Genomic DNA, 22973 nt, shown 5'->3' on the forward strand with positions numbered 1-22973 from the left:
TGCGGCGTGCGGGAGTTGACTCGTCGGCATGACACAGGACACCAAGAACACGACGATCGTGGTGACGGGCGCGACGGGGCGTACGGGAAGCCGGGTGGCGCGGGCCGCCGGGGCGGCGGGGCTGACGGTGCGGGCGGCGTCGCGGGCGACCGGGTTCGACTGGGCGGACCGGTCGACGTGGGCAAAGACCCTGCGGGGCGCCGACGCGGCGTATCTCGTCCACCCGGCGGACGTCGGCGCCCCGGGGACCGCGGAGGCGGTCGGTGAGCTGGCCGGGACGGCGGTCGGTCTGGGCGTACGGCGGCTGGTGCTGCTGTCGGCGCGGGGCCAGGACCAGGCGCTGCCCACCGAGGAGGCGCTGCGGGCGTCGGGCGCGGACTGGACGGTCGTACGGGCCGCGTGGTTCGCGCAGAACTTCAGCGAGGGGCCGCTGGCGGCGGAGGTGCGGGGCGGGGAGCTGGTGTTCCCGGCGGGTGAGGTGGCCGAGCCGTTCGTGGACGTGCGGGACATCGCGGAGGTGGTGGTGGCCGCGGTGACGGGTGGGGAGCGGTATGCCGGGCGGACGCTCTCCGTGACCGGGCCCCGGCTGCTGACCTGGGGGGAGGCGGTGGCGGAGATCGCGGCGGCGACGGGGCGGTCGCTGGCGTACCGGGCGGTGCCGGCGCGGGACTACGGTGAGGCGCTGGCCGGTTTCGGGGTGCCGCCGGAGGAGGCCGCCTTCCTCACCGGGCTGTTCGAGACGTTGCTCGACGGCCGGAACGCGCGGGTGGAGGACGGGGTGCGGCGGGTGCTGGGACGGGGGCCGCGGGACTTCGCCGACTTCGTGGCGGAGGAGGCGGGGGCCGGTACCTGGAAGGCGTGAGCCTGATTTTTTCTCGCCCCCGCCGCCCTTACCCGTCCCGTCCCGGGGGCGCTGCCCCCGGACCCCCGCTCCTCAAACGCCGGAGGGGCTGATTTCCAGCCACTCCGGCGTTTGAGGAGCGGGGTGGAGAACGGCTCATTTCTCCTCGTGCCCCGGCCCCTCCCCGTTCCTCGGGTGCGTGGACTTCACGTGGGTGCGCAGACGGGCCGTGACGTCCTCCGGGGGGAGGAAGCGGGACCAGCGTTCGGGGAACTCGGAGGGCATGTCGGGGTCCGCCTCCCCGGCCGCGGTCGTGCGGGCGACGTACTCGGCGACCTGCGCCTGCCGCAGCCGCTCGTTCGCCTCACGGGCCGCGGCCGTCGCGGCGGCCGGCCAGACCCGGTCGATGGCCGCGTTGACCGCGGCCCCGACGAGCACGGCGAACGCGGACACACCGATCCACAGCAGTACGGCGACGGGGGCCGCGAGGGAGCCGTAGATGGTGGGTCCCTCGACGGTGTTCGTCAGGTAGAGCCGCAGCAGGAAGCTGCCGAGCACCCACATGGCGAGGGCGACCAGCGCGCCGGGCACGTCCTCGATCCACGGGGAGCGCACGGGCACGGAGACGTGGTACAGCGTGGTCAGGAAGGCCACGGAGAGCAGGATGACGACCGGCCAGTAGAGGATCTGGACGAGCGTCGTCGACCAGGGCACCACCCGGACGACCGCGTCCGGTCCCGCCACCATCAGCGGCAGCGCGACCGAGCCGATCAGCAGGGCCACGATGAACAGCAGGAAGGCCAGCAGCCGGGTCTTCACGATGCCCCGGACGCCGTCGAGGCCGTACATGACGGTGATGGTCTCGATGAAGACGTTCACCGCGCGGGAGCCCGACCACACGGCGATCAGGAAGCCCAGGGAGATCACGTCGGGCCGGCCGCCCTTGGTGACGTCCCGCAGGATCGGCTCCGCGATCTCCTTCACGCCCCGGTCGGAGAGCACCGTCTGCGAGGCGTCCAGGAGGTTGCGCTGCAGGCTCTGGATGGTGTCGGCGCCGGTCCAGGCGTCGACGTAGCCGAGGAGGCCGATCATGCTGAGCAGCAGCGGGGGCACCGACAGCAGCGTGAAGAACGCCGCCTCCGCCGCCAGACCCAGGATGCGGTACTCCATGCACGAGTTGACGGTGTCCTTCAGCAGCAGCCAGGCGGTCCTGCGCTTGGAGACGTTCCGGTAGAGGGCCCGGGCCCGGTGGAGGCGGCCGGAGGGCTCGTCGGGGGATTCACTTGCTGGCTGCACGACCTAAAGGTATCCGTCGTACCAGGTCGCACTCACCCGAGGCCGGATCGGCGGGTGAGGCCGGCGTACCGCGGGGTAGGTTCGTGGGCATGGCAGGCACCACGCACACCGTGACCAATCAGGCTCCCCCGCTGGTGCAGTACGACGTGTTCGGCGCCGACCGGGCGCTGGTGGAGGCGGTCGAGCGGCATCTGGCGCCGGACGTGCTGGACGAGGGCCGCTCCGAGCTGTCGGGGCTGGGGCGGACCGCCGGGTCCGCCCAGGTGCAGGAGTGGGGGGTGCTGGCGAACGAGAACCCGCCGCGGCTGCGCACCCACGACCGCTACGGTCACCGGATCGACGAGGTCGACTTCCATCCGTCCTGGCACCGGCTGCTCGGCAAGGGCGTCTCGGCGGGGCTGACGGCGGCGTGGGGGCGGCCGGGCGGGCACGTGCGGCGGGCCGCGGCGTTCCTGGTGTGGACGCAGGTCGAGGCCGGCAACGGCTGTCCGCTGTCGATGACCCACGCGGCGGTTCCCGCGCTGCGCACCGATCCGGCGCTGGCGGCCCAGTGGGAGCCCCGGCTGACGTCGACGGTCTACGACCGTGCCCTGCGGCCGCCGGGGCAGAAGCCCGGCGCCCTGTTCGGGATGGGCATGACGGAGAAGCAGGGCGGCAGCGACGTACGGGCGAACACGACGGCGGCGCGCCCGCTGGCCGAGGACGGCGCGTACGAGCTGACCGGGCACAAGTGGTTCTGCTCGGCGCCGATGTCGGACGCCTTCCTGGTGCTGGCGCAGGCACCCGGCGGGCTCACGTGTTTCCTCGTGCCGCGCGTGCTGGAGGACGGTACGCGCAATGTGTTCCTGATCCAGCGGCTGAAGGACAAGCTGGGCAACCGGTCCAACGCGTCGGCCGAGGTCGAGTTCGCCGGGACGTGGGCGCGCCGGGTCGGGGAGGAGGGGCGCGGGGTGCACGCCATCATCGGGATGGTGGCGGCGACCCGGCTGGACTGTGTGCTGGGCTCGGCGGGGCTGATGCGGCAGGCCGTGGCGCAGGCGGTGCACCACTGCGCGTACCGGGAGGCGTTCGGCGGGAAGCTCGTCGACAAGCCGCTGATGCGCAACGTGCTGGCCGATCTGGCGCTGGAGTCGGAGGCGGCCACCACGCTGGCGCTGCGGCTGGCGGCGGCGTACGACGACGGCGGCGAGCGGGAGCGGGCGCTGCTGCGGATCGCGGTGCCGGCGGCGAAGTACTGGGTGACCAAGCGGTGCGCGCCGCTCGCGGTGGAGGCGGCGGAGTGCCTGGGCGGCAACGGGTACGTGGAGGAGTCGGGGATGCCCCGGCTGGTGCGGGAGTCGCCGCTGAACTCGATCTGGGAGGGCGCGGGGAACGTCCAGGCGCTGGACGTGCTGCGGGCGCTGCGCCGGGAGCCGGCCGCGCTGGACGCCTATCTGCGGGAGGTGGGGCGGGCGCGCGGGGCGGATCACCGGCTGGACGCGGCGATCAAGGACCTGCTGACCGAACTGGCGGACCTGGAGGGCGTCGAGGGACGGGCACGGCGGCTGGTGGAGCGCCTCGCGCTGGTGCTCCAGGGGTCGCTGCTGGTGCGGTACGCGCCGCCGCAGGTGGCGGACGCGTTCTGCGCGGCGCGGCTGGGCGGCGACGGGGGCGCGGCGTTCGGAACGCTGCCGCACACACTGGACCTGGCGTCGGTGGTGGAACGGGCCCGGCCGATGCCCTGAGGGGCCCGCCCCAGGGGCGCGGGGAACCGCGCGGCCGACCACCCACAGCCGGCAGCCGCCGACGCGCGTCAAGCCGCACCCCGTGCCGCGCACACCGCCCGGCCGCCGCAGGCATGACGCGGGGGTGGTGCTGCGCCGACACGGCACCACCCCCGCCGCACAGGCCCCTTACGAGCCGTGGACGCCGCTCGGGACGGCGTCGCTCAAGTTTCAAACAGCCGGGGGCGCTTCACCAGGGTTGCAAGGGGTTGCAACTTGTTGTTGTCGTGGCCGTACCGGGCGTCCCTGCCGGGGGCGGACGGCAGTATGAGTCCTGACAGGCTTTCTTCCCGGGAGGACCGGTGGCGCTCTCGCCGATGGACGTGACGCGGCTGGCCGCCGTCGACACCGCGCGTGCGGCGCGGGTGCTCGACGAGGTCCGCTCCGCCGCGCTCTCCGGGCAGCGTACGCCCGTGGCTCCCCGCCCGGTGATCGGGCAGTCCTGGGAGCGGATGCTGCGCAGTGGCGTGGACCCGGACCACGACTTCCGCAGCGGTCTGCTGTCCTGGGAGGAGGTGCAGCGGCGGCGGGAGTCGTCGCCGCTGCGGCAGGTGCTGCCGGTGCTGCGGGAGGGGCTGCTGTCGGTCGCGGACGTCGCCCATCACATCATGGTGGTGGCCGACGAGGAGGGCCGGGTGCTGTGGCGGGAGGGCAGCGCGCCGGTGCTGCGCAAGGCCGACGGGCTGGGTTTCGAGATCGGCGCGGACTGGCGCGAGGAGGTCGTCGGCACCAACGGGGTGGGGACGCCGGCGGTGACGCGGCGCCCCGTGCAGGTGTTCGCCGCCGAGCACTTCGTACGGTCGCACGCCGCCTGGACGTGTGCCGGGGCGCCGATCACCGATCCCCGCGACGGGCGGCTGATCGGCGTGGTGGATGTGAGCGGGCCGCTGGAGACGATGCACCCGGCCACGCTGGCGTGGGTCGACTCGGTGGCCAAGCTCGCCGAGGCGCGGCTGCGGGAGACGCATCTGCGGTCGCTGGAGCGGCTGCGCGCGGTGGCGGCTCCGGTGCTGGCCCGGATCGACGGGCGGGCGCTGGTCGTGGACCGGCAGGGGTGGACGGCGGCGGTGACGGGGATGCCGTACACGGAGCGGCTGGCGCTGCCCAAGTCGGTGTCGGCGGGCATGCGGTGGCTGTCCGCGCTGGGCCGCTGCTCGCTGGAGCCGCTGGCCGGGGGCTGGCTGGTGCGGGCGGCGGACGAACCGGTGGCACGTTCCTCGACCCGGATCGTGCTGGACCTTCGGGGGCCGCGCCGCTGGTCGGTGGAGGTGTCCGGCGGGGCGGGCTCGTGGACCCGGGAACTGAGCCCCCGGCACGCCGAGTTGCTGTATCTGCTGGCCGTGCACCGTGCGGGGCGCAGTGCCGCGGACCTCGCCCGGGACGTCTTCGGCGACCCGGCCCGTACGGTGACGGTCCGCGCGGAGATGTCCCGTGTACGCCGCTATCTGGGCCCCCTCCTGGACCACCGCCCCTACCGCTTCACGGAGACCGCCGAGGTGAGGACGGTCCTCCCGGACGACCCGCGCGACCTGTTCCCCCACTCGACGGCCCCGGCGCTGGGCCGCCGGCGGCGGCCGGGGCGGGAAGCCTGACTCCCGTCCGTCAAGACCGCGCGGGGTCGTACAGGCGTGCCCGGGGGCACGCTCGGAAGGTCGCTGTTTCGCATATTTGCAGGGTCTTCGGCTCCCGGGCCGTTCGGCTGCCGTAGCATCCGGGTACGGGCCACCCCAACTGCTCCACGGTCAACCCTCGGACCACCGGACGCAGTTGGCTCGTCTCGGGAGGACGTCATGAAGCATCGCGGCAGACACCGCCGGCGCAGGCAGGGCAGGGCGCTGCGGGCGGCGCTGGCCGGGACCGCCCTCGCGCTGACCGCGGCCGCCACCATGATCAGCGCCTCCCAGGCCACCGACGCCGACGACCCCGGGGCGCTGAAGCCGCTCACCGCGTCCGCCGAGACCGCGCCGCTGCGGCTGACCGAGCACCACGTGCCGCGCGAGGCGCTGGACCGGCTCTCCGACGGGATGGGCGGGCCGGTCGGTGTCGGTTCCGTGCTCGCCGACCCCGACGGCTCCCTGGGCGACGCGGAGGACTGTACGGACGACGACCGGCGGGCCCTGCCGGCCGAGCCCGCCGCGACCCGCGCGTACTGCTGGCCGGACGCCGACACCGACGGCTGGCGGTCCGGCGCGGTCACCACCTCCGGGGACGCGGACGACGACGGCCGCTGGGGCGAGCACCGGGTGATCCTCTCCGGGTGGAGCCGCAGCACCGGCGCCCCGGCCGAGGACGGTCTCGCCCGCGTCGCCTTCGTGGACGCCGGCGACCCGGACGACCTCCGCTACACCTGGGCCCTGCTGACCGTCCCCGAGGACGGCGGCCGCGACTACCGCGGACTGGGCTCCGCCGTGTCCGGCATGGTCTGGTACCAGGACAAACTGCTGGTCACCGCGGGCCCGGCGGACGACAGCGCGCTGTACGTGTACGACCTGGGCCGGGTCCAGCGGGCCACCGTGGACGGCACGTCGGTCGGGCGGGTGCCCGGCGGCTGGTCGGCGGCGGGGGCGCGGTACGTGCTGCCGGCCGTCGCCTCCTATCGGACGAGCGGGGCCGGCGCGCCCCGGCCGGACGGCATCTCCCTGGACCGCAGCACCGCACCCGACAGCCTGGTCACCCGCGAGGCGGCGCCCGTGGACGAGGACGGGCCGACCCGGCTGTGGCGGTACTCCTTCAGCACCGAACCGGAACGTGCGGGACTGCTCGACCCGGACCCGGTCGGGGCGTACGAGACGGAGCTGACCGATGTGCGCGGTGTGCTGTCGTACCGGTCGGGCTGGTACCTGGGCCGGATGACCGGGACACCGGAGGAGCGCGGCACGCTGTGGCGGCAGGACACGGAGGGGGCCCGCCCCACCCGCTGCGGCGCGGACGAGACCCACCGCTGCTGGAGCGGCCCGGCGGCGTCCCTGTCCTACTGGGAGGAGACCGGCGACGTGTGGTCCCAGTCCGGCCGGATGCTCTTCGCCCTGCCGCTGACGTCCGTGGACCGGTCCCTGGACTAGGACACCCGCCGGACCAGGACCTGCCGGACCAGGACCCGTCCGCACCCTGATCAGGCGTTCGACAGAAGCTCGTGCCGGATGGTTCCCTTTCCGGCATGACGACCATCTCCGTGACCACCTGGTCCCTGGAGCAGACCGCGCCCACCGACCTCCTTCCGGCCGCCGTGCCCGAGGGGGACGTGCGGGTCGTCCGCTCCGAGGTGCCCTCCCCCGAGTTCAGCCGTTTCCTGTACGCCTCGGTCGGCGGGGACATCCGCTGGACCGACCGGCTGGGCTGGACGTACGCGCGGTGGCTGGAGCACCTGGACCGGCCCGAGGTGGAGACCTGGGTCGCCTACGACCGGGGGACGCCGGCCGGGTACGTGGAGCTGGAGGCCCAGGCGGACGGGGTCGTCGAGATCGTCTACTTCGGGCTGCTGCCCGCCTTCCGGGGGCGGCGCATCGGCGGACACCTGCTGTCGTACGGCACGGCCCGCGCCTGGGACCTGGCGGACCGCCGGCCGGAGCTGAAGCCGACCACGCGGGTGTGGCTGCACACCTGCAGCAAGGACGGCGAGCACGCCATGGACAACTACCGGCGCCGGGGCTTCACCCTGTTCGACACCAAGGTCGAGGACGAGCCGGAGGCGCCGACGCCGGGCCCGTGGGCCGGGGCCTACCCTGCCTGACCAGCACGGACAAGAGCGCCTGCGGCGCTTGTGACCAAGCACACCCTTGTCTCTCATTCCGAGACAAGGGTGTCCGAATTTTGGACGAAGCTGGACTGTGTCCAGATCGCCATGACACGCTTCCGCCATGCCTGGAACTGGAACAGCCTTGGTGAGTCGGCGGCACGTCGACCTCGGCCGCATGTCCAGCGCCATCTGTCCGGCGCGCTGAGAGCACCCAGCACCGCCCGACATCCCTTCTTCGCCTCACTCCCCGCGCAATGACGCGCACTCACATTCGTGCGCATATATGCGCAGGTCAGAGCCGCATTCCCGCCTGTCCCGAAGGACGTATCAACCATGGCCGCCACCCCGCAGAACCCTGCCGCCGCGCAGAAGCCTGCCGCCGCGACTCCCCGCCGCAAGGTGAGCCGTCACCGCGGAGAGGGACAGTGGGCCGTGGGGCACCTGACCCCGCTCAACGGCGCCGAGCAGTTCAAGAAGGACGACGACGGTCTCAATGTGCGGACACGCATTGAGACGATCTACTCCAAGCGCGGTTTCGACTCCATCGACCCCAACGACCTGCGCGGACGCTTCCGTTGGTGGGGCCTGTACACCCAGCGCCGTCCCGGGATCGACGGCGGGCGCACCGGTCTGCTGGAGCCGGAAGAGCTCGAGGACAAGTACTTCATGATGCGCGTGCGCATTACCGGCGGCCGGCTCACCACCGAGCAGCTCCGGGCGATCGGCGAGGTCGCCGAGACCTACGCCCGCGGCACCGCCGACATCACCGACCGGCAGAACATCCAGTTCCACTGGGTGCGCATCGAGGACGTGCCCGCCATCTGGGAGCGTCTGGAGGCCGTCGGCCTGTCCACCACCGAGGCGTGCGGCGACTGCCCGCGCGGCATGCTCGGCTCCCCGGTCGCCGGGGTCGCCGAGGACGAGATCATCGACGGCACGGCGGCGCTGGACGAGATCGCCCGCCGCTACATCGGCGACCCGCGCTTCTCCAACCTGCCGCGCAAGTACAAGACGGCCGTCTCCGGCTCCCCGCTCCTCGACGTCGCCCACGAGATCAACGACATCTCCTTCGTCGGCGTGGTCCACCCCGAGCACGGCCCCGGCTTCGACCTGTGGGTCGGCGGCGGTCTGTCCACCAACCCCAAGTTCGGCGTGCGGCTGGGCGCCTGGGTGCCCGAGGCGGACGTGCCGGACGTGTGGGAGGCCGTGACCTCCGTCTTCCGCGACTACGGCTACCGGCGGCTGCGCAACCGCGCCCGGCTGAAGTTCCTGGTCGCCGACTGGGGCCCGGAGAAGTTCCGCCAGGTGGTGGAGGACGAGTACCTGGGCCGCAAGCTGATCGACGGCCCCGCCGTCGAGATGCCGGCGCAGCGGTGGCGCGACCACATCGGCGTGCACCGCCAGAAGGACGGCCGCTTCTACGTCGGTTTCGCCCCGCGTGTGGGCCGGATGGACGGCTCGCTGCTCACCAAGGTCGCCGAACTGGCCGAGAACCACGGCTCGGGCCGGGTCTCCACCACCGTCGAACAGAAGATGATCATCCTCGACGTGCCGCAGGACCGGGTCGACTCCCTGGTCGACGGGCTGGAGGCGCTGGACCTCAGGGTCAGCCCCTCCCCCTTCCGGCGCGGCACGATGGCCTGCACGGGCATCGAGTTCTGCAAGCTCGCCATCGTCGAGACCAAGGAGCGCGGCAGCGACCTCATCGACGAACTCGAGCGCCGGCTCCCCGGCTTCGACGAGCCGCTCACCATCAACATCAACGGCTGCCCGAACGCCTGCGCCCGCATCCAGACCGCGGACATCGGTCTCAAGGGCCAGCTCGTCACCGACGCCGAGGGCAACCAGGTCGGCGGCTACCAGGTGCACCTGGGCGGCGCGCTCGGCCTGGAGCCGTCGTTCGGACGCAAGGTCCGCGGTCTGAAGGTCACCTCGGACGAGCTGCCCGACTACATCGAGCGGGTCCTCAACCGCTTCCAGGAGGAGCGCGAGGACGGCGAGCGGTTCGCGGCCTGGGTCGGCCGCGCGTCGGAGGAGGCCCTGTCGTGAGCGAGCGTGCGGCGCCGTTCTACTGCCCCTACTGCGGGGACGAGGACCTGCGACCGGCCGAAGAGGGCCACGGGGCGTGGGAATGCGGCGCGTGCAACCGAGCCTTTCAGCTGAAGTTCCTCGGGCTGCTCGCCCGGGGGCTTGAGCGATCCGACACGGGAGGGGACCGGACATGACTGCTGTTCAGGAAGAGCGCACCACCGAGGACCTGAAGGCACTGGCCGAGCAGGCGGGCCGGGACCTGGAGGACGCCTCCGCCCTGGAGATCCTCCAGTGGGCCGCCGAGACCTTCGGCAAGCGGTTCTGCGTGACCTCCTCGATGGAGGACGCGGTCGTCGCCCACCTCGCCTCCCGCGCGATGCCCGGAGTCGACGTGGTGTTCCTCGACACCGGCTACCACTTCCCGGAGACCATCGGCACCCGGGACGCGGTGGAGGCCGTGATGGACGTGAACGTCATCACGCTCACCCCGCGGCAGACGGTCGCCGAGCAGGACGCGGAGTACGGCCCGAAGCTGCACGACCGCGACCCCGACCTGTGCTGCGCCCTGCGCAAGGTCAAGCCGCTGGAGGAGGGCCTGAAGGGCTATGTGGCCTGGGCGACCGGCCTGCGCCGCGACGAGTCCCCGACCCGGGCGAACACCCCGGTCGTCGGCTGGGACGAGAAGCGGCGGAAGGTGAAGATCTCCCCCATCGCGAAGTGGTCACAGGAAGATGTGCAAGCGTACGTCGACGAGCACGGCGTCCTCACGAATCCGCTGCTGATGGACGGCTATGCCTCCGTGGGCTGCGCGCCCTGCACCCGCCGGGTGCTCCAGGGCGAGGACGCCCGCGCCGGCCGCTGGGCGGGCCGCGCCAAGACCGAGTGCGGGCTGCACGGCTGACATGACGACGACCACCGGACCATCGAGAGCCAGGGAGAACCACGTGACGACCGGAGCCACCGTCTGGCTCACGGGTCTGCCGAGTGCGGGCAAGACCACCATCGCCCACGAGCTGGCGGGCCGGCTGCGCGAGCAGGGCCGCCGGGTCGAGGTGCTCGACGGCGACGAGATCCGCGAGTTCCTCTCCGCGGGCCTCGGCTTCACCCGCGAGGACCGGCACACCAACGTGCAGCGCATCGGCTTCGTCGCCGAACTGCTCGCCCGCAACGGCGTCATCGCGCTCGTCCCGGTCATCGCGCCGTACGCGGACAGCCGGGACGCGGTGCGCAAGCGGCACGGGGCGAACGGCACGCCGTACGTCGAGGTGCACGTGGCGACCCCGGTCGAGGTGTGCTCCGTACGCGATGTGAAGGGCCTGTACGCCAAGCAGGCCGCGGGTGAACTGACCGGGCTGACCGGAGTGGACGACCCGTACGAGGAGCCCGAGACACCCGATCTGCGGATCGAGTCCCAGAACCAGACCGTGCAGGAGTCCGCGGCGTCGGTGTACGCCGCGCTCAGCGAAAGGGGACTGGCATGACGACCGTCGCCACCGTGAAGGAGGGCACGGACAGCCCGTACGCCCTCTCCCACCTGGACGCCCTCGAGTCCGAGGCGGTGCACATCTTCCGCGAGGTGGCGGGTGAGTTCGAGAAGCCGGTGATCCTGTTCTCCGGCGGCAAGGACTCCATCCTCATGCTGCACCTGGCGCTGAAGGCGTTCACCCCGGCGCCGGTCCCGTTCTCGCTGCTGCACGTCGACACCGGGCACAACTTCCCCGAGGTCCTCGACTACCGCGACCGCACGGTCGCCGAGCACGGGCTGCGGCTGCACGTCGCCTCCGTGCAGGACTACATCGACCGCGGGGTGCTCAAGGAGCGCCCGGACGGCACCCGCAACCCGCTGCAGACCGTGCCGCTCACCGAGAAGATCCAGAGCGAGAGGTTCGACGCCGTCTTCGGCGGCGGGCGCCGCGACGAGGAGAAGGCCCGCGCGAAGGAGCGGGTGTTCTCGCTGCGCGACGAGTTCTCCCAGTGGGACCCGCGCCGCCAGCGCCCCGAGCTGTGGAACCTCTACAACGGCCGGCACGCCCCCGGTGAGCACGTCCGCGTGTTCCCGCTGTCCAACTGGACCGAGCTGGACGTGTGGCAGTACATCGCCCGCGAGAACATCGAACTGCCGGAGATCTACTACGCGCACGAGCGCGAGGTGTTCGCCCGCGGCGGCATGTGGCTGACCGCCGGTGAGTGGGGCGGCCCGAAGGACGGCGAGACCGTCGAGAAGCGGCTGGTGCGCTACCGCACGGTGGGCGACATGTCCTGCACCGGCGCGGTGGACTCCGACGCCGACACCATCGAGAAGGTGATCACCGAGATCGCCGCCTCCCGGCTCACCGAGCGCGGTGCCACCCGCGCCGACGACAAGCTCTCCGAGGCCGCGATGGAAGACCGCAAGCGCGAGGGGTACTTCTAGACATGAGCACCATCACCACCGAGGAGCTCGCGGCCACCACGCTGCTGCGGTTCGCCACCGCCGGTTCCGTCGACGACGGCAAGTCCACCCTGGTGGGCCGGCTGCTGCACGACTCCAAGTCGGTCCTCACCGACCAACTGGAGGCCGTGGAGCGGGCGTCGGCGAGCCGGGGCCAGGAGACGCCCGACCTCGCGCTGCTCACCGACGGCCTGCGGGCCGAGCGGGAGCAGGGCATCACCATCGACGTGGCCTACCGCTACTTCGCCACGCCCCGGCGCCGGTTCATCCTCGCCGACACCCCGGGCCATGTGCAGTACACGCGGAACATGGTCACCGGCGCCTCCACGGCCGAACTGACGGTGATCCTGGTCGACGCCCGCAACGGTGTCGTCGAGCAGACCCGCCGGCACGCCGCCATCGCCGCCCTGCTGCGCGTCCCGCACGTCGTCCTCGCCGTCAACAAGATGGACCTGGTCGACTACCGGGAGTCCGTGTTCGCGTCGATCGCCGAGGAGTTCACGGCGTACGCGACCGAGCTGGGCGTCCCCGAGGTCACCGCGATCCCGATCTCGGCGCTGGTCGGCGACAACGTGGTGGAGCCGTCCGCGCACATGGACTGGTACGGCGGCCCCACCGTGCTGGAGCACCTGGAGACCGTCCCGGTCAGCCACGACCTGGCGCACTGCCACGCACGGCTGCCCGTGCAGTACGTGATCCGTCCGCAGAGCGCCGAGCACCCCGACTACCGGGGCTACGCGGGCCAGATCGCCGCCGGCACCTTCCGGGTGGGCGACGAGGTGACCGTGCTGCCGTCCGGGCGGACGACGACGGTCACGGGGATCGACCTGCTGGGCGAGCCGGTCGACGTCGCCTGGACGCCGCAGTCGGTGACGCTGCTGCTGGCCGACGACATCGACATCTCCCGCGGTGACCTGATCGTGCCCAGCAAGGACGCGCCGGCCACCACGCAGGACGTCGAGGCCACCGTGTGCCACGTCGCCGACCAGCCGCTGACCGTCGGCCACCGGGTGCTGCTCAAGCACGGCACCCGCACCGTCAAGGCGATCGTGAAGGACATCCCGTCCCGGCTGACGCTGGACGACCTGTCGCTGCACCCGCACCCCGGCACCCTGGGCGCCAACGACATCGGCCGGGTGAAGATCCGTACCGCCGAACCGCTGCCCGCCGACTCCTACGCGGACTCGCGGCGCACCGGTTCGTTCATCCTCATCGACCCCAGCGACGGCACCACGCTCACCGCCGGCATGGTCGGTGAGTCCTTCGCCGCACCGGAACCCGTCAAGGACGAGGCCGAGGACGACGGGTGGGACTTCTGAGCATGAACCCCACGGATTTCTACTCCGAGTTCGCGAAGGAGGGCGGCCGCGTCGGCAGCGGTGCCCTCGGCAGCGGGCAGGGCGGGGTGGACCGATGTGCGCGATGACGTACGCGCACCGCTCGCGCGCCCTCATCCCCCACCGCCGTAGACGAAAACCCGCCGACTTCCCGGCCACGGCCTGAGAGACCAGGACCGTGACCGCCGGGCCTTGCGAGAGGAACACCTCCCGTGCCTGCCACATCCGCCCTGCGCCGTACCCTCGCGGTCATGGCCGCGCTCCCGCTGCTCACCCTGGCCGCCTGCGGCTACGGCTCCCAGGCCAAGGACGACGGCGCCGCGAAGATCGCCGCCGGGGCGAAGAAGACCGACGGTCTCGACTCCGTCAGGATCGGCTACTTCGGCAACCTCACCCACGGCACCGCCCTGGTGGGCAACAACAAGGGTCTGTTCCAGAAGGAACTGGGCGCCACGGAGGCGAAGTACGCCGTCTTCAACGCGGGGCCGTCGGAGATCGAGGCGCTCAACTCCGGTTCCCTCGACATCGGGTTCATCGGCCCGTCCCCCGCCATCAACGGTTACACCAAGTCCGGCGGCAAGAACCTGCGGATCATCGGCGGTTCGGCGTCCGGCGGGGTGAAGCTCGTGGTGAACCCGGACAAGGTGAAGTCGCTGGAGGACGTCGAGGGCAAGCGGATCGCGACCCCGCAGCTCGGCAACACCCAGGACGTGGCGTTCCTCAACTGGGCGGCCGAGCAGGGCTGGAAGGTCGACGCCCAGAGCGGCAAGGGCGACGTCACGGTCGTCCGCAGCGACAACAAGGTCACCCCGGACGCGTTCAGGGCCGGGTCGGTCGACGGCGCCTGGGTGCCGGAGCCGACCGCGTCGAAGCTGGTCGCGCAGGGCGGCGAGGTGCTGCTGGACGAGGCGTCGCTGTGGCCGGACGAGAAGTTCGTGATCACGAACATCATCGTGCGCCAGGAGTTCCTCGAGGAGCACCCGAAGGCCGTCGAGGCGGTGCTGAAGGCGTCCGTCGAAACCAACGAGTGGATCGACGCCCACCCGGACGAGGCGAAGGCCGCAGCCAACGAGCAGTTGGAGAAGGACACCGGCAAGGCGCTGCCCGCCGAGGTGCTGGACCCGGCGTGGGAGTCGATCGAGTTCACCGACGACCCGCTGGCCGCCACCCTCGACGCGCAGGCGAAGCACGCCGTCAAGGCGGGCCTGTTGGACCAGCCCGACCTGGACGGCATCTACGACCTCACGCTGCTCGACAAGGTCCTGAAGGCCGCCGGCGAACCGGCCGTCGACGACGCCGGTCTCGGCGCCGAGTAAGCCCGGATCAGCCCGGATCACAGAGATCTCCCAGGAGGTGACGACCATGGCCACGACCCTCGCCAAGGCCGCCGACGGCACCGAGGCGGCCACCCACGCCGCCCGCATCGAGCACGTCTCGAAGTCGTTCGCGGGCCCCGCCGGACAGCAGCTCGTGCTGGACGACATCAGCCTCGATGTCGCGCCCGGTGAGTTCGTCACCCTCCTGGGTGCCTCGGGCTGCGGCAAGTCCACGCTGCTCAACCTGGTCGCGGGGCTCGACCGCCCCACGGCCGGCACGATCAGCACGGACGGGCGGCCGGCCCTGATGTTCCAGGAGCACGCCCTCTTCCCGTGGCTGACCGCGGGCAAGAACATCGAACTGGCCCTGAAGCTGCGGGGCGTGGCGAAGACCGAGCGGCGGGAACGGGCCGAGGAACTCCTCGGACTCGTCCGGCTGAAGGGCGCGCACGGCAAGCGGGTGCACGAGCTGTCCGGCGGTATGCGGCAGCGCGTGGCGCTGGCGCGGGCGATCGCCCAGGACAGCCGGCTGCTGCTGATGGACGAGCCGTTCGCGGCGCTGGACGCCATCACGCGGGACGTGCTGCACGACGAGCTGACCAGGATCTGGAGCGAGACCCGGCTGTCCGTCCTGTTCGTCACGCACAACGTGCGCGAGGCCGTACGGCTCGCGCAGCGGGTGGTGCTGCTCTCCTCCCGTCCGGGCCGGATCGCCCGCGAGTGGACGGTGGGCATCCCGCATCCGCGCCGTATCGAGGACACCGCCGTGGCGGAACTGTCCGTCGAGATCACCGAAGAACTCCGTGGGGAGATCCGCCGTCATGGCCAGCACTGAGACGACCGCCAAGGACAAGGACGGGGGCGACCTCGCCGGTCTGGAGGCGGGCCTCGACGCACTGGAGACGGTGCAGACCGGACGCAAGCCGCTGCGGCAGACCTTCGTGGAGAAGATCCTGCCGCCGGTCGTCGCCATCGCCCTGGTGCTGGCGGTGTGGCAGGCCCTGGTGTCGTTCAAGATCGTCGACGATCCGACCAAGCTGCCCTCGCCGGGCGCCGTGTGGGACGTCCTCCGTCAGGCGTGGCTCCAGGGCGAGTTGCTCGGCTACATCTGGACCAGCGTCTCGCGCGGCCTGCTCGGCTTCTTCTTCGCGCTGCTGATCGGCACCCCGCTGGGGCTGCTGGTGGCGCGGGTGAAGTTCGTGCGCGCGGCGATCGGGCCGATCCTGTCCGGTCTGCAGTCGCTGCCGTCGGTGGCGTGGGTGCCGCCGGCGGTGATCTGGCTGGGTCTGAACAACCAGATGATGTACGCCGTCATCCTGCTCGGCGCGGTCCCCTCGATCGCCAACGGCCTGGTCTCCGGCGTCGACCAGGTGCCCCCGCTGTTCCTGCGGGCCGGCCGGACGCTGGGCGCGACGGGGCTGAAGGGCACCTGGCACATCGTGCTGCCGGCCGCGCTGCCGGGCTATGTGGCGGGTCTGAAGCAGGGCTGGGCGTTCTCCTGGCGTTCGCTGATGGCCGCGGAGATCATCGCGTCCTTCCCGGACCTCGGCGTGGGCCTCGGCCAGTTGCTGGAGAACGGCCGCAACGCCAGCGACATGGCCATGGTCTTCGAGGCCATCCTGCTGATCCTGACCGTGGGTATCGCCATCGATCTGCTGATCTTCAGTCCGCTGGAGCGGTGGGTGCTGCGCAGCCGCGGTCTGCTGGTGAAGGGCTGAGGGACACCATGCGCCGTCCGGTACTTCTCGTCGTCGCCCACGGCAGCCGCGACCCGCGGCACGCCGCGACCGTGCACGCCCTGGTGCGGCGGGTGCGGTCGCTGCGGCCCGGGCTGCGCGTGGAGACCGGGTTCCTGGACTTCAACATCCCGTCCGTCAAAGGGGTGCTGGATTCCCTGGACGCGGAGGGCGTCCGCGATGTGGTCGCCCTCCCGCTGCTGCTGACCTGCGCCTTCCACGCCAAGGCGGACATCCCGGCGGTGCTGGCCCAGGCCCCGCCGCGGCTGCGGATCCGCCAGGCCGAGGTGCTGGGCCCCTCCCCGCTGCTGACGTCGGCGCTGGAGCGCCGGCTGTACGAGGCGGGCCTCACGCCCGCCGACAAGTCCTCGACCGGGGTCGTACTGGCCTCGGCGGGGTCCTCCGACCCGGAGGCGATCGCAGTGATCGCAGAAATCGCGCGGGAGTGGCGGCACACCGGTTGGTGCGCCGTGCGGCCTGCGTTCGCCTCCGCATCCCTCCCCCGCACCGAGCAGGCGGTACGCGAACTGCGCGCCCTCGGCTGCGCACGCGTCGCCGTCGCCCCGTACGTCCTGGCCCCCGGCTTCCTCCCGGACCGGATCGCCCGGGGCGCGGCCGACGCGGACGTCCTCGCGGACGTGCTGGGCCCGGCGCCGGAGGTGGCGCGGCTGCTGCTGGAGCGGTACGACGCGGCACGGGTGCCGCTGCTCGCGGCGGTCGGCGCCTGATCTCAGTCCTCGGTGAGCTCCACCAGTCTGCGCACCGTGTTCCAGTTGCGGCTGGTGGCGACGACGCCCTTGTTGATACGGGGCCTGGCCAGGTGTTCGGCGAGTCCGGAGCGGCCCAGGCCGTTCGGGGCGTACAGGTAGAGCGCGCGGTCGCCGAGGCGGAACTCCTCGGGGAGACACGCCTGTTGGTCGATCTCGGCGAAGCGTTCGGGGGTGACGGGCGCGGAGAAGTAGGTGACGTGGAGCTGCTTGGGCTCCAGCTCGCCGGCCGGGAACGGGCAGGCGTCGACGATCCCCTTCAGATAGGCGTGGTCGCGCACGATCACGTCCACGGCGAAGCCGAAGTGCCGCTCGATCGCCGCCGACAACTCGGCGGCCAGTGACTCCTCGTCGCCGTGCGCGGCGGTGAACACCGCCTGGCCGCTCTGCAGATGGGTGCGCACCCCGTCGTGACCGAGCCCGTCCACGAGGGCGCGCAGTTCGGCCATCGGGACTTTCCTGCTGCCGCCCACGTTGATCCCGCGCAGCAGCGCCGCGTATCTCGTCGTCGCCATGCGTACACCCTAGGACGGCCGTCGTACCCCGTGGGGGTGTGCCCGACGGCGGTCGCGTACCGGAACCCTGATCATCGGCCCCGACACGCCCGGGTACGTGTAGGGGGCCGCTGTCCTCCCCAGTGGGGAGGAGGCGGGCGCCGATGGGATGACCCGGGGTCCTCGAGCTTCACCGGACAGCACGACGAGACGGGCTTATCCGGCCCATACCTTCGAAAGCGTCAGGTGGCGGCAGGGGGTCGCTGCCGAACACGAGGGAGCGAGCCCGTCATGGGGAACGGACAATCACGGGTGCGGGGCCTCGCCGCACGGGCCGGCGGCTGGAGCGCCCGGCACCGCTGGGCGGCCGTCGGCATCTGGGTGCTGTTCGTCGTGCTGGCGATGGGACTCGGTTCGGCCGCGGGCCGGGTCGACGTCGGCGACAGCGATCAGCTCAAGGGAGAGACCAGTACCGCCGCCCGCATCATCGAGGACGCCGGCATCGAGGAGCCGGCCAGTGAGACCGTGCTCGTCCAGGCGAAGGACGAGGGCCTCACGGCCACGGACGCCGAGTTCCGGTCGGCGGTCACCGCGGTCGTCACGGCCGTGGAGAAGACCGGCGAGGCCACGGACGTCACCTCGCCGTACGAGAGCGACACCATCTCGAAGGACGGGCGCAGCGCGCTGGTCCAGTTCGACGTCCGGGGTGACTCGGACACCGCCGGTGAGCGGATCGAGCCGGTGCTGAACGCCGTGGAGGAGGTTCAGAAGGACCACGAGTCGCTGCGGATCGAGGAGATCGGCGGCGCCAGCATGATGAAGACGTTCGACGACGCGTTCGGCGACGACTTCAAGAAGGCCGAGTACTCCGCGGTGCCGGTGGCCCTCGGCATCCTGCTGATCGCGTTCGGCGCGCTGGTGGCGGCGCTGCTGCCGGTGGCGCTGGCGATCACCGCGATCATGGCGACGATGGGTCTGATGGGCCTGGTCAGCCATCTGCAGCCGATGAGCGAGACCGCGAACTCGGTGATGCTGCTGGTCGGCCTGGCCGTCGGGGTCGACTACTGCCTGTTCTACCTGCGCCGCGAGCGTGAGGAGCGGGCGGCCGGCCGGGACGCGCAGACCGCGCTGCGGATCGCCGCCGCCACCAGTGGCCGCGCGATCGTCGTCTCCGGTGTCACGGTGTGTGTCGCCATGGCGGGCATGCTGTTCACCGGGCTCGCCGAGTTCGAGGCGATGGGCCTGGCCTCGCTGATGGTCGTGGCGGTCGCCATGGTCGGCTCCGTCACCGTCCTGCCCGCGCTCCTCTCGCTGCTGGGCGAGCGGGTCGAGAAGGGCCGCGTGCCGTTCCTGCGCCGGCGCCGCACCGGCGGCAACGGCGACAGCCGGTTCTGGTCTGCCGTGCTGAAGCGGGTGCTCGCCAAGCCGGTGCTGTCGGTCGTGGTGGCGACCGGTGCGCTGCTGGCCGTGGCCGCTCCGGCGGTCGGGATGAAGACGCAGAACCTCACGCTGGACCAGGAGTTCGGCGACTCGCTGCCGATCGTGCAGACGTACAACCGGGTCAACGAGGCCTTCCCGGGCGGCTCCGAGCCGGCCGAGGTGGTCGTCAAGGCGGACGACATCAACGCGCCCGAGGTGAAGACCGCGCTCGCCGAGTTCCGTGAGCGGGCGATCAGTTCGGGGGCCTCGCGCGGCCCGGTCGAGATCAAGCTGCACGACCAGCAGAACGTCGCGTTCGTCTACGTCCCGCTGGTGGGCGGCTCCGACCAGGACAAGGCGAGCGAGAGCCTGGACACGCTGCGCGACGAGGTACGGCCCGCCACGCTCGGTGAGGTCGACGGCGTCGAGGCGCCGATCACCGGGCAGGTCGCCGGGAACAAGGACTTCAACGACCAGCTGGTCGGCTCCGTGGTCCCGGTCTTCGCCTTCGTGGTGGTCTTCGCCTTCCTGGTGATGCTGCTGTCGTTCCGCTCGCTGACGGTGGCGATCACCTCGATCGTGCTGAACCTGCTGTCGGTGGGCGCCGCGTACGGCATCCTCGTGGCGGTCTTCCAGCACGGCTGGGGCGCGTCCCTGGTGGGCGCGGAGGGCGTCGGCGCGATCATCACGTGGCTGCCGCTGTTCCTCTTCGTGATCCTGTTCGGCCTGTCGACGGACTACCACGTGTTCGTGGTCTCCCGGATCCGCGAGGCCCGGCTGCGGGGCCGCACGACGCGGGACGCGGTCCAGCACGGTGTGGTCACCACGGCCGGCGTGGTCACCAGTGCCGCGGTCATCATGGTCGCCGTGTTCGGGATCTTCGGGACGCTGTCCATGCAGTCCATGAAGCAGATGGGTGTCGGCCTCGCGGCGGCGGTGCTGATCGACGCGACGATCATCCGGGGCGTGCTGCTGCCGGCGGTGATGACCCTGCTCGGCGAGCGCAACTGGTACCTGCCGAAGTGGCTGCACCGGATGCCCGACCTGACCCACGACGAGTCGCCGGAGGCGGTGGCGGCGACGCCGACGTCACGGGACGACGAGGGCGACCGCGTACCGGTGTGATCGGCTAGCTGCGACAAGGGCCCGGCGATTCTCCGCCGGGCCCTTGCCGTACCTGCGGGCTCGTGCCGCTGGGGGTGCCTCCCAGGCCCTTGAGGCACTGGGGGAGGCACGACTGTCCGCGGTTACGCGGGCAGCTCCGCCTCGATGAGGTCGGCTGCCCTCATGGTGCCGCCTTCCTCGGCCATGTCGGCCTGGATGGACTTCAGGCGGGCGGCGACCTCCGGGTCGTCGACCAGGGCGAGGGCCTCCGCCCTCAGCACCTCGGCCTTCGCCTCGTCGGCCGGAACGTGCCGGGCCACTCCGAGCCCCTGGAGCATGTCCGCGTTGCCGAACTGGTCCACTGCCTGCGGTACGGCGATCATCGGGGTGGCCGTGGCCAGCCCCTCCTGGCTGCCGCCGGCCCCCGCGTGGGTGACGAACAGGTCGGCCTGCTTCAGGATCGCGAGCTGCGGCACCCAGGACCGCACCTCGACGTTCTCCGGCACGTCCCCCAGCTCGGCGGGGTCGACGTGCTTGCCGACCTGGAGCACCAGGTGCCAGCCGGGCAGATCCGCGAACGCCTTGACGCACTCCCGGTAGAAGGCCGGCTGCTTGGTGAAGGACGACCCGAGCGATACGAGCACGACCTTCTCCGCACCGGCGGGCCGCTGCCAGTCGCCCTCGGCGCTCCGGTCGCCCTGGCAGGCCCCGACGAAGGAGTGCACGCTCTCGTCGACCCGGTCGGCGTTCGGCTGGAGCGCCTTGGGGATCAGGACGATCGAGCGGGCGGGGCGGCCCCCGAAGTCGTCGGGACCCATGGTGATCCCGTTCTCCTCCAGCCAGGCGTGGAAGCGGGCGTAGTAGGCCTGCCCCCGCTCGGTCTTCTTCGGCTCCTCCCACATCGGCTCGGCGACCTCCTTCTCGTACCCGTCCCAGGCGACGAGGTTCGGCGAGAGGGAGATGACGGGCACGCCCCAGCGGTGGCCGAGCACGCGCGCCGGGTAGGAGGTGATGTCGTGCAGGACGAGGTCGGGGGTGTCGCCCTCGTAGGCCTCGATGAGCTGCGGGAGCGCCTGGACGGCGTCGGCGAGGAACGGCTCCACGTTGTCGAGCAGCGTGGTGCCCCAGGCCTCCGGGTCGTCGTCGGGGCCCGGCAGCGTGCTGTTCCACAGCTTGGGTTCGGCGCCCGTCTCCGCGACCTTCTCGGCGAACAGCGGCGGGATCGCGTAGGTGACCCGGTGACCGCGCGCCACGAGCTCGCGGATCACCTCGAGGCTCGGGTTCACGTGGCCGTGGGCGGCGATGGAGAACATGGCGATGTGAGCGGGAGTGGTCATGCCGGAACCATAGGCGAGACGATACGTCTCGTGCAACCTTTTTGATCTCATGCCGCCGGCTCCGGTGGGCATCGGCGTCGGCGTCGGGGTCGGGGTCGGGCAGCGAGGAGGGCCGGACCGGATTCCGGCGGCAGCCCGGCGGGGTCGACGACGGCTCGGTGACGGCGGGCGCACGGTCCCCGGAGCCGGAGCGGCCGTCCCCGGAGCCGGAGCGGCCGTCCCCGGAGCCGGAGCGGCCGCCCACGCGCGTGGGCGCCGCCCCGAGCAGCCCGGGCCCGCCCACCGGCCGGAGCGTCGTCCGCGACACGGTGTCCGTCACCGCCCGCCCCGACTGCGGCGGACGCCCCTCTGGGACCGGGGCCGGGAAACGGCCGCTGCCCGGTGAGCCCCCGGGCAGCGGTCCCCGGGATCTCCGTGCCGCAGCGCCCGGATGACGGTCGCGGTGACGGTGAGCGGACACTCGGCCGTACCCTCGGGGCGGATCGCCCTCTACTCCATCCGGAAACCCGCGGGCCCCCGCACCGCGGCGGCGGCGAGCTCCTCGACCCGGGCGACGGGCGCGGGCACACCGGGCGCCTGCTGGACCCAGGCCACGAATTCCTTGGCGGTGAGGCCGGACGGCGGCTGTCCCACGTACGGGAGGGCGTACAAAGGGGTGTTGGGTTCGCTGCGCCAACTGTCGGCGAGTGCGCCGAGGTCCACCGCATCGAAGCCGAGGACGTCCAGCAGGTCGGCCACCTCCTTCCTGGCGTCCGGGTCGTCGCCGGAAAGTGGCAGCGCGGTGCGGTCGGGGGCTCCGGCCGGGCGGAACAGCTCCAGCAACTGCTTGGGGCCGATGTTGTGCAATGCCTTCACCACCCGGGCGTCCGCGAGGTGGCGCTGCACCAGTTCGCTGGAGGTCAGTTCGTCGCTGTCGAGTTCCGGCACCTCGAAGTCGGGATTCGGCGCGTAGTTCATCGGGTCGATCACGGTCTTGCCGGCGAGCTCCGCCCGGGGCAGCCGCTCGTGGGCGGCCAGCGGCACGGCCGCGATGACCAGATCACCGGCGCTCGCCGCTTCGGCCGGGGTGGCCGCGCGGGCCCGCTCGCCGAGCTCCGCGACGAGATCTGCCAGCGTCTCGGGGCCGCGGGAGTTGCTCAGGACGACGCGCAGGCCGGCGTCGACGGCGCGGCGGGCGGCCCCGAGGCCGACCATGCCGGTGCCGATGACGCCGAGGGTTGTTGTGCTCACTCTGTTCTCCGTTCGCGTTTCCCCGCGTCGCGGCATCCGGTGGACAGGACCGCTCCGGCGGGCTCGTATCCATCACAGCCGGATCGACCTGCGCGAACAATGGTCAGAAACGCTCGGCAGCAATCACATCATGTG

The 22973-nt window shown here is 72.0% G+C and carries 21 protein-coding genes; 17 read left to right on the forward strand and 4 right to left on the reverse strand.

Annotation, left to right across the window (positions count from 1 at the left end):
• Positions 1-28: 28 nt before the first annotated feature.
• Positions 29-862 (forward strand): NmrA family NAD(P)-binding protein, encoded by an 834-nt coding sequence (locus tag ACZ62B_RS12585; RefSeq protein WP_469690175.1) that lies wholly within the window; start codon positions 29-31, stop codon positions 860-862.
• A 135-nt stretch (positions 863-997) separates the two neighbouring features.
• Here ACZ62B_RS12585 and ACZ62B_RS12590 read toward each other — a convergent pair whose 3' ends face one another.
• Positions 998-2137: a YihY/virulence factor BrkB family protein gene (locus ACZ62B_RS12590; protein ID WP_344556435.1), complete on the reverse strand. Its 1140-nt coding sequence runs from the start codon at positions 2135-2137 to the stop codon at positions 998-1000.
• 89 nt (positions 2138-2226) lie between these two features.
• On the opposite strand from ACZ62B_RS12590, the gene ACZ62B_RS12595 reads away from it, so the two are divergent.
• From ACZ62B_RS12595 to ACZ62B_RS12665, 15 genes are all read left to right on the forward strand, one after another.
• The gene (locus ACZ62B_RS12595; RefSeq protein WP_469690177.1) at positions 2227-3861 is read left to right on the forward strand and encodes an acyl-CoA dehydrogenase family protein; all 1635 of its coding nucleotides are present in this window, start codon (positions 2227-2229) and stop codon (positions 3859-3861) included.
• A gap of 341 nt (positions 3862-4202) precedes the next feature.
• The gene (locus ACZ62B_RS12600) at positions 4203-5492 is read left to right on the forward strand and encodes a helix-turn-helix domain-containing protein (RefSeq protein WP_468720589.1); all 1290 of its coding nucleotides are present in this window, start codon (positions 4203-4205) and stop codon (positions 5490-5492) included.
• A 198-nt stretch (positions 5493-5690) separates the two neighbouring features.
• Positions 5691-6962 carry a hypothetical protein gene (locus ACZ62B_RS12605; RefSeq protein ID WP_469690179.1) on the forward strand — a complete coding sequence of 424 codons (1272 nt, stop codon included), beginning with the start codon at positions 5691-5693 and terminating at the stop codon, positions 6960-6962.
• Positions 6963-7057: 95 nt separating this feature from the next.
• Positions 7058-7630 (forward strand): GNAT family N-acetyltransferase, encoded by a 573-nt coding sequence (locus tag ACZ62B_RS12610; RefSeq protein ID WP_344556443.1) that lies wholly within the window; start codon positions 7058-7060, stop codon positions 7628-7630.
• Between the two features lie 127 nt (positions 7631-7757).
• On the forward strand, positions 7758-7841 hold the full coding sequence (locus ACZ62B_RS12615; RefSeq protein WP_311136957.1) for a putative leader peptide: 84 nt from the start codon (positions 7758-7760) through the stop codon (positions 7839-7841).
• A 128-nt stretch (positions 7842-7969) separates the two neighbouring features.
• A complete protein-coding gene (locus ACZ62B_RS12620) occupies positions 7970-9685 on the forward strand; it encodes a nitrite/sulfite reductase (protein ID WP_344556445.1) in 1716 nt (571 codons plus the stop codon).
• Positions 9682-9861 (forward strand): hypothetical protein, encoded by a 180-nt coding sequence (locus ACZ62B_RS12625; RefSeq protein WP_217134628.1) that lies wholly within the window; start codon positions 9682-9684, stop codon positions 9859-9861. Before ACZ62B_RS12620 ends, ACZ62B_RS12625 begins: the two co-directional genes overlap by 4 nt.
• Positions 9858-10568 carry a phosphoadenylyl-sulfate reductase gene (locus ACZ62B_RS12630; protein ID WP_344556448.1) on the forward strand — a complete coding sequence of 237 codons (711 nt, stop codon included), beginning with the start codon at positions 9858-9860 and terminating at the stop codon, positions 10566-10568. The genes ACZ62B_RS12625 and ACZ62B_RS12630 overlap by 4 nt, the downstream gene beginning before the upstream one ends.
• 43 nt (positions 10569-10611) lie before the next feature.
• Positions 10612-11148: an adenylyl-sulfate kinase gene (gene cysC, locus ACZ62B_RS12635; protein ID WP_344556449.1), complete on the forward strand. Its 537-nt coding sequence runs from the start codon at positions 10612-10614 to the stop codon at positions 11146-11148.
• Positions 11145-12080 carry a sulfate adenylyltransferase subunit CysD gene (gene cysD, locus ACZ62B_RS12640; RefSeq protein ID WP_344556451.1) on the forward strand — a complete coding sequence of 312 codons (936 nt, stop codon included), beginning with the start codon at positions 11145-11147 and terminating at the stop codon, positions 12078-12080. Before cysC ends, cysD begins: the two co-directional genes overlap by 4 nt.
• A gap of 2 nt (positions 12081-12082) precedes the next feature.
• Complete coding sequence (locus ACZ62B_RS12645; protein WP_344556453.1) at positions 12083-13417, forward strand: sulfate adenylyltransferase subunit 1; 1335 nt, start codon at positions 12083-12085, stop codon at positions 13415-13417.
• Between the two features lie 230 nt (positions 13418-13647).
• Positions 13648-14751: an aliphatic sulfonate ABC transporter substrate-binding protein gene (locus ACZ62B_RS12650; protein WP_344556455.1), complete on the forward strand. Its 1104-nt coding sequence runs from the start codon at positions 13648-13650 to the stop codon at positions 14749-14751.
• A gap of 46 nt (positions 14752-14797) precedes the next feature.
• Complete coding sequence (locus ACZ62B_RS12655) at positions 14798-15586, forward strand: ABC transporter ATP-binding protein (RefSeq protein WP_344556457.1); 789 nt, start codon at positions 14798-14800, stop codon at positions 15584-15586.
• Complete coding sequence (locus tag ACZ62B_RS12660; protein ID WP_073931005.1) at positions 15573-16469, forward strand: ABC transporter permease; 897 nt, start codon at positions 15573-15575, stop codon at positions 16467-16469. Before ACZ62B_RS12655 ends, ACZ62B_RS12660 begins: the two co-directional genes overlap by 14 nt.
• Before the next feature lie 8 nt (positions 16470-16477).
• A complete protein-coding gene (locus ACZ62B_RS12665; protein WP_469690190.1) occupies positions 16478-17215 on the forward strand; it encodes a sirohydrochlorin chelatase in 738 nt (245 codons plus the stop codon).
• Between the two features lie 2 nt (positions 17216-17217).
• On the opposite strand, the gene ACZ62B_RS12670 is transcribed toward ACZ62B_RS12665, so the two are convergent.
• A complete protein-coding gene (locus ACZ62B_RS12670) occupies positions 17218-17769 on the reverse strand; it encodes a DUF1697 domain-containing protein (protein WP_344556463.1) in 552 nt (183 codons plus the stop codon).
• A gap of 270 nt (positions 17770-18039) precedes the next feature.
• Between ACZ62B_RS12670 and ACZ62B_RS12675 the strand changes: the two genes are divergently transcribed.
• The gene (locus tag ACZ62B_RS12675) at positions 18040-20292 is read left to right on the forward strand and encodes an MMPL family transporter (protein ID WP_344556465.1); all 2253 of its coding nucleotides are present in this window, start codon (positions 18040-18042) and stop codon (positions 20290-20292) included.
• Positions 20293-20414: 122 nt separating this feature from the next.
• Here the strand turns inward: ACZ62B_RS12675 and mgt are convergent, their stop codons facing one another.
• On the reverse strand, positions 20415-21659 hold the full coding sequence (gene mgt, locus ACZ62B_RS12680; protein ID WP_344556467.1) for a macrolide-inactivating glycosyltransferase: 1245 nt from the start codon (positions 21657-21659) through the stop codon (positions 20415-20417).
• Positions 21660-22097: 438 nt separating this feature from the next.
• The gene (locus ACZ62B_RS12685; RefSeq protein WP_469690197.1) at positions 22098-22838 is read right to left on the reverse strand and encodes an NADPH-dependent F420 reductase; all 741 of its coding nucleotides are present in this window, start codon (positions 22836-22838) and stop codon (positions 22098-22100) included.
• Positions 22839-22973 lie beyond the last annotated feature (135 nt).

The organism is Streptomyces sp. NPDC053426, assembly GCF_055585405.1.

Bases quoted from the DNA above. Each gene is read 5' to 3' on its own strand.
- ACZ62B_RS12585 (WP_469690175.1), top strand. From the start codon at position 29: ATGACACAGGACACCAAGAACACGACGATCGTGGTGACGGGCGCGACG.
- ACZ62B_RS12595 (WP_469690177.1), top strand. From the start codon at position 2,227: ATGGCAGGCACCACGCACACCGTGACCAATCAGGCTCCCCCGCTGGTG.
- ACZ62B_RS12605 (WP_469690179.1), top strand. From the start codon at position 5,691: ATGAAGCATCGCGGCAGACACCGCCGGCGCAGGCAGGGCAGGGCGCTG.
- ACZ62B_RS12610 (WP_344556443.1), top strand. From the start codon at position 7,058: ATGACGACCATCTCCGTGACCACCTGGTCCCTGGAGCAGACCGCGCCC.
- ACZ62B_RS12615 (WP_311136957.1), top strand. From the start codon at position 7,758: ATGCCTGGAACTGGAACAGCCTTGGTGAGTCGGCGGCACGTCGACCTC.
- ACZ62B_RS12620 (WP_344556445.1), top strand. From the start codon at position 7,970: ATGGCCGCCACCCCGCAGAACCCTGCCGCCGCGCAGAAGCCTGCCGCC.
- ACZ62B_RS12630 (WP_344556448.1), top strand. From the start codon at position 9,858: ATGACTGCTGTTCAGGAAGAGCGCACCACCGAGGACCTGAAGGCACTG.
- cysD (WP_344556451.1), top strand. From the start codon at position 11,145: ATGACGACCGTCGCCACCGTGAAGGAGGGCACGGACAGCCCGTACGCC.
- ACZ62B_RS12645 (WP_344556453.1), top strand. From the start codon at position 12,083: ATGAGCACCATCACCACCGAGGAGCTCGCGGCCACCACGCTGCTGCGG.
- ACZ62B_RS12655 (WP_344556457.1), top strand. From the start codon at position 14,798: ATGGCCACGACCCTCGCCAAGGCCGCCGACGGCACCGAGGCGGCCACC.
- ACZ62B_RS12660 (WP_073931005.1), top strand. From the start codon at position 15,573: ATGGCCAGCACTGAGACGACCGCCAAGGACAAGGACGGGGGCGACCTC.
- ACZ62B_RS12665 (WP_469690190.1), top strand. From the start codon at position 16,478: ATGCGCCGTCCGGTACTTCTCGTCGTCGCCCACGGCAGCCGCGACCCG.
- ACZ62B_RS12670 (WP_344556463.1), bottom strand. From the start codon at position 17,769: ATGGCGACGACGAGATACGCGGCGCTGCTGCGCGGGATCAACGTGGGC.
- ACZ62B_RS12675 (WP_344556465.1), top strand. From the start codon at position 18,040: ATGGGGAACGGACAATCACGGGTGCGGGGCCTCGCCGCACGGGCCGGC.
- mgt (WP_344556467.1), bottom strand. From the start codon at position 21,659: ATGAGATCAAAAAGGTTGCACGAGACGTATCGTCTCGCCTATGGTTCC.